The organism is Pseudopedobacter sp. (assembly GCF_040392825.1).
Lineage (GTDB): Bacteria > Bacteroidota > Bacteroidia > Sphingobacteriales > Sphingobacteriaceae > Pseudopedobacter.
Genome location: NZ_JBEBVH010000285.1, coordinates 1 through 4,742 on the forward strand (window position 1 = coordinate 1; position 4,742 = coordinate 4,742).

5 protein-coding genes are annotated in these 4,742 nt (G+C 37.5%); 2 read left to right on the forward strand and 3 right to left on the reverse strand.

From position 1 onward, the window contains the following. Together ABWO41_RS15515 and ABWO41_RS15520 are read left to right on the forward strand one after the other, a co-directional pair. A partial coding sequence (locus tag ABWO41_RS15515; RefSeq protein WP_353140007.1) for a Holliday junction DNA helicase RuvB C-terminal domain-containing protein occupies positions 1–468 on the forward strand: 468 nt, incomplete at its 5' end. A gap of 91 nt (positions 469–559) precedes the next feature. Next, on the forward strand, positions 560–1,189 hold the full coding sequence (locus ABWO41_RS15520; protein ID WP_353140009.1) for a hypothetical protein: 630 nt from the start codon (positions 560–562) through the stop codon (positions 1,187–1,189). A gap of 20 nt (positions 1,190–1,209) precedes the next feature. On the opposite strand, the gene ABWO41_RS15525 is transcribed toward ABWO41_RS15520, so the two are convergent. The 3 genes from ABWO41_RS15525 to ABWO41_RS15535 form a co-directional block, all read right to left on the reverse strand. Then, positions 1,210–1,749: a lipocalin family protein gene (locus ABWO41_RS15525; RefSeq protein ID WP_353140011.1), complete on the reverse strand. Its 540-nt coding sequence runs from the start codon at positions 1,747–1,749 to the stop codon at positions 1,210–1,212. Between the two features lie 131 nt (positions 1,750–1,880). After that, complete coding sequence (gene ispG / locus ABWO41_RS15530) at positions 1,881–3,860, reverse strand: (E)-4-hydroxy-3-methylbut-2-enyl-diphosphate synthase (RefSeq protein WP_353140013.1); 1,980 nt, start codon at positions 3,858–3,860, stop codon at positions 1,881–1,883. Between the two features lie 667 nt (positions 3,861–4,527). Further along, a partial coding sequence (locus ABWO41_RS15535) for a hypothetical protein (RefSeq protein WP_353140015.1) occupies positions 4,528–4,742 on the reverse strand: 215 nt, incomplete at its 5' end.

Genomic DNA, 4,742 nt, shown 5'->3' on the forward strand with positions numbered 1-4,742 from the left:
TATTATGATGCAAAACTACTTACTACTATAGTAATTCGGTCGGCATATATCTTAAAAACCCCTATAACAGAAACCGGCGCTTATGAAATTGCGAGAAGAAGTCGCGGGACACCTCGTATTGCCAATGCTTTATTAAGGAGAACGCGAGATTTTGCACAAATTAAAGGTAACGGAAAAATAGACACTGAGATTGCTAAATATGCCTTAAATGCACTTAATGTAGACGAGCATGGCCTGGACGAGATGGATAACCGTATTCTTTCCACTATAATTGATAAATTTAGAGGTGGACCTGTCGGTTTAAAAACAATAGCAACTGCTGTTGGCGAAGACGAAGGAACCATAGAAGAGGTGTATGAACCGTTTTTAATTCAGGAAGGTTATTTAATGCGTACCTCCAGAGGTAGAGAAGCTACACCTGCAGCGTATCAGCATCTTGGTAAAATTAAATCCGGAACTCTTTTCTAACCATATATTTAAGACAGAGAAACTGTTTCAAAATACAAGAATTTTGATTTTTCCCTTTTGAATTTAGATTTTATATATCATATATTCGTATATGCTAAACCACAACTTCGACGTAGACATTCAATTACCTTCCTCCGGACAGAAGGTTAAAATAAATAAAGATTATATAGAGGTTAATAAGATACAAATTCCATGCAATGAAATTCAAGCCATTAAATATGGTGTATCTTTAATTGGACCTGTTAAAACACCTACTAAAAAAGCTTACAATATTGATATTCTAGGCAAAGACAATAAATCTGTAAGCATTAACTTTGAAAGTTCTAAAGTACAGGAACTTCTCGAGGAAGACCATACTTATTATTACATTATGTCTGGTTTATGGCAATATGTAAAAAAGAGCCTTATAGGGCAGTTTATAGATACGTTAAACGAACAACAGAGCTTTAATGTTGGACCAACAACAGTTAATAACCAGGGTGTTTCGATGTCTTATAAAACCTGGTTTTTCGGAAAAACAAAAACTGAGATTACTCCCTGGTCCGATTTAAAATATTACCTGAATAAAGGTATCTTACATATCGAAAGTGTTAGTAATAAAAAGAAAAAAGTGCTTTTAAGCTTGCACAATGATTGGAATGCAGTTGTTTTAAACACTTTAATGCATTATTTGTGGCAAGATAACCGTAAGACCAAGCTTGCAAAGGGCGAAAAAATATAAAAACTAAATGGACAGCACATTTATTTATGTTCTGTCCATACTAATTTATCTGTATCGTAACCTATAGCCTTTGCCTTTTCCAGGTAATCCTTTTTAATATCTTCAGGAATAGAAGTTGTTCTGGATAATATCCACATATAGTCTAAACTGTCTCCAAAGACTAAGGCATATTTATAATCTGGGTCTATAGCTACTACATTATATCCCGAGTAAAAAGGTCCGAAAAAAGAAACTTTCAACCGCCCTTCTTTTTTATCTGTATCTAAAGATTTCGCTTTACCTACACTTTCTTTCCACTTCTCTTTTACATAATCATATCCACGGTTTTGAACTCGGATAGATCCATCTTCATTTAAGGAATATTCGGCTGTTACCTGATTGAGATTTCTCTCATGTTTAAAATCTAAACGGGCAATTTCATACCATTTCCCTAAATAACGTTGTTGGTCGAATGGCTTTACCGCCCGGGCCCCTTCGGGTATAGATACACCGCAAGAAGACAAACAAAATGAGATTAGGGCTACAGAGGCCGCTACCCATAAAATTTTAGATGTTTTCATAAAATAGAGATATCAGTTTTCAGAGAAACAGCTATCTATATCTGTACCAAAAATAGCGAGAAATAAATTTAACATTAAAATCGGTACCCTACAATTCGCAAGAACTTGCTACTTAAAACGTAGAATCTTACTTACTCCTTCTCTACCCATACCCCATCAGTTCTGATAATCTCTATCAGTTCATTTAAAGCATCGGCCGAGGGAACGTTCTTTTTCACTACTTCTTTGCCTCTGTATAAAGTAATCTTATCTGGTCCTGCTCCTACATAGCCATAATCAGCATCTGCCATTTCTCCCGGTCCATTTACTATACAGCCCATGATACCGATTTTAATGCCTTTTAGATGATCCGTCTTACTTCTGATCATTTGAGTAGTTTCCTGTAAATCGAAAAGGGTTCTGCCACAGGAAGGACAAGAAATATATTCTGTTTTAGATATTCTGGAACGAGTAGCCTGTAAAATACCAAAAGCTGTAGATACATTAAATTTCAATGGAACTTGAGGAGCATCAATCCAAACACCATCTCCAAACCCATCTAATAACAAGGCCCCCAGATCTGTAGCAGCATAAAGCTGTACTTTTAAGTTAATATCTTCTTGTACTCCACTATCGAATTGATAGGATCTCTTAACAATTACCGGCGTATTAATTCCAGCTTCCATAAGCTTGAAAAAGAAAGCTCTTTGATCGGCCATTCCATGTATTTCATTGGTTTCTAACACAAAAACCAAAGTAGCATCAAACGGAATATTAGCAAATGCTTCTGTATAGATATCACTTCTTTTAACACTTACCAAATTTAAAGCCTGATCTCTTCTCTCTGCTGCAACGTATTCTTCTAAAGTGAACAGCGGGTGACAATTGTAATTTTCTTTCAGGTTTAACCAGGTCGTATAGTTATACAATTGCTTTAGATTGCCGGGAAAACTAAAAGAAGGTAATTGATCGCCCAGATAAGCAAAATCTATAGATTGATCGCCCATGCTATATTTATCCAAGGCCGCAGCATACAAATAACCTGCATCACCTAAAATAAACGGATCTTTTAAATTCTGTTTAGAAATATCCAAAATTACTCTTGGTACCTGATTCCCGCCAATAAAAGTATTCAATTCTGCACTTTCTCGCTTTTTATATTCAAACGGAGAAAAATCTTCCGGAATGAAAACATCTGCTTCTTCAGCTATCCTTGTATTTTGTTTAGCTCTTTGATGGTAACGCTCTGCTAAAACTCTGGCAACCGGAATTTCATATTCCGGCTCTTCGGTTAACGATACCCGGATGGTATCGCCCAAGCCATCTTCCAGCAACGTCCCAATACCCACTGCAGACTTGATCCTTCCATCTTCTCCATCTCCTGCTTCGGTAACTCCTAAATGCAATGGGTAATTCATTCCTTCCTGCATCATGGTATGTACCAATAGACGATAAGCCTGAACCATGACTTGCGGATTACTGGATTTCATGGAAACTACCAGTTGATGATAATCCAAATCCTGACAAATCCTGATAAACTCCATTGCAGACTCTACCATTCCTTTTGGAGTATCTCCATACCAGGACATAATTCTATCGGATAACGAACCATGATTAGTTCCTATACGCATAGCAGTACCGTGTTCCTTACAGATCTGAACGAGTGGCGCAAATTTGGATTTAATTCGTTCCAATTCTTTCTGATAGGCTTCCGGAGTATAGTTTATTTCTTCGAATTTCTTCTTATCTGCATAATTTCCAGGATTGATACGCACTTTCTCTATACATCTTGCCGCCTCTTCCGCAGCATTTGGAGTGAAATGTATATCGGCAACCAGAGGTGTGGAATAACCTTTTGCATCTAATTCCTTACGAATATTTGCTAAGTTTTTGGCTTCTTTAATAGATGGAGCAGTAATTCTCACTAGTTCACAGCCTGCATCAATCATTCTGATACTTTGCGCAACAGAACCCTCGGTATCCATAGTATCTACAGTAGTCATAGACTGTAGCCTAATTGGATGGTGAGCTCCCAATAATACATTCCCTATCTTTACTTCTACCGTTTTGAATCTGCTATATTCGGTAATAGAATTACAATATCTCTGGATCAAAGACTCCTTTATTTGCATTTTCTTTGCGTTTGTACAAAAATAAGATTAAAGCCAGACTTCTTTAGAAAAGTACTATGATTATTTACTTTACAACCATAATCTGAGCGTTTCCATCACGAATTTGTTAATTTTGACAAAAATAGGGGCGTCATCGCGAGGAACAAAGCCTGCCTGATCGGCAGTCAGGCAATCTCAGCATGAAATAATCTCCAAATCACTCAAAACAATGAAATATTAATCGAACTCAGGTTAATAGCATTGCCGAAAGGGGCTACTTTACAGCAAAAGCCTGTTCCGATTTTTCCTATTGTGTGGGCACATCTTTGCAATGGCTTTAAATACCGCGCCATTTCGAATGAGTGGGCAAAGACAAATCCCCTAGAATAGCACACAGACCATCAATAATGGAACGGCGGTGCCAAAGTTTCAGCTAAGGAACTGCAGACGTTCTCTCTGAATGTTTTCAGAGCGGGCTGTTGTTATCGCTGAACACTCGGGCAGATGGCCTACTTTCTCCCGTTTTTCTTCCCACTTTCATACCCCAAGCATACTCAATTACGGTAATTAATATATCGATAAAAGAATGTTAAAACAGTGACTTTATAGAGTTCTACCTCTATGAACCCTCTATAAACCCTCTATTTTATCACTAATATCTCTCTGTTATAAAGCAGGTCATGTCGGCTTAAAGATAAGCCTTTCTGCCCGAGAATGTTTTTGAAAAAGGAGTGCTTTTATCTGAGTAATGATCTTTTCGCATGGCTTCCGCCCAGGTAAGGTCTTTCTGAAAGCAGGCCCTACGAAAAACACGAGCTAAAGTATGCAAACTTATGGGTACACAATAGCCGCTCCGAAAGACCACTGCTCGTACCGAAATGATGAATTTGAAAAAGGCTCTTA

What these genes read in the sequence shown, in the direction of transcription:
- ABWO41_RS15520 (WP_353140009.1), top strand. Translation starts at nt 560, where the DNA reads ATGCTAAACCACAACTTCGACGTAGACATTCAATTACCTTCCTCCGGA.
- ABWO41_RS15525 (WP_353140011.1), bottom strand. Translation starts at nt 1,749, where the DNA reads ATGAAAACATCTAAAATTTTATGGGTAGCGGCCTCTGTAGCCCTAATC.
- ispG (WP_353140013.1), bottom strand. Translation starts at nt 3,860, where the DNA reads ATGCAAATAAAGGAGTCTTTGATCCAGAGATATTGTAATTCTATTACC.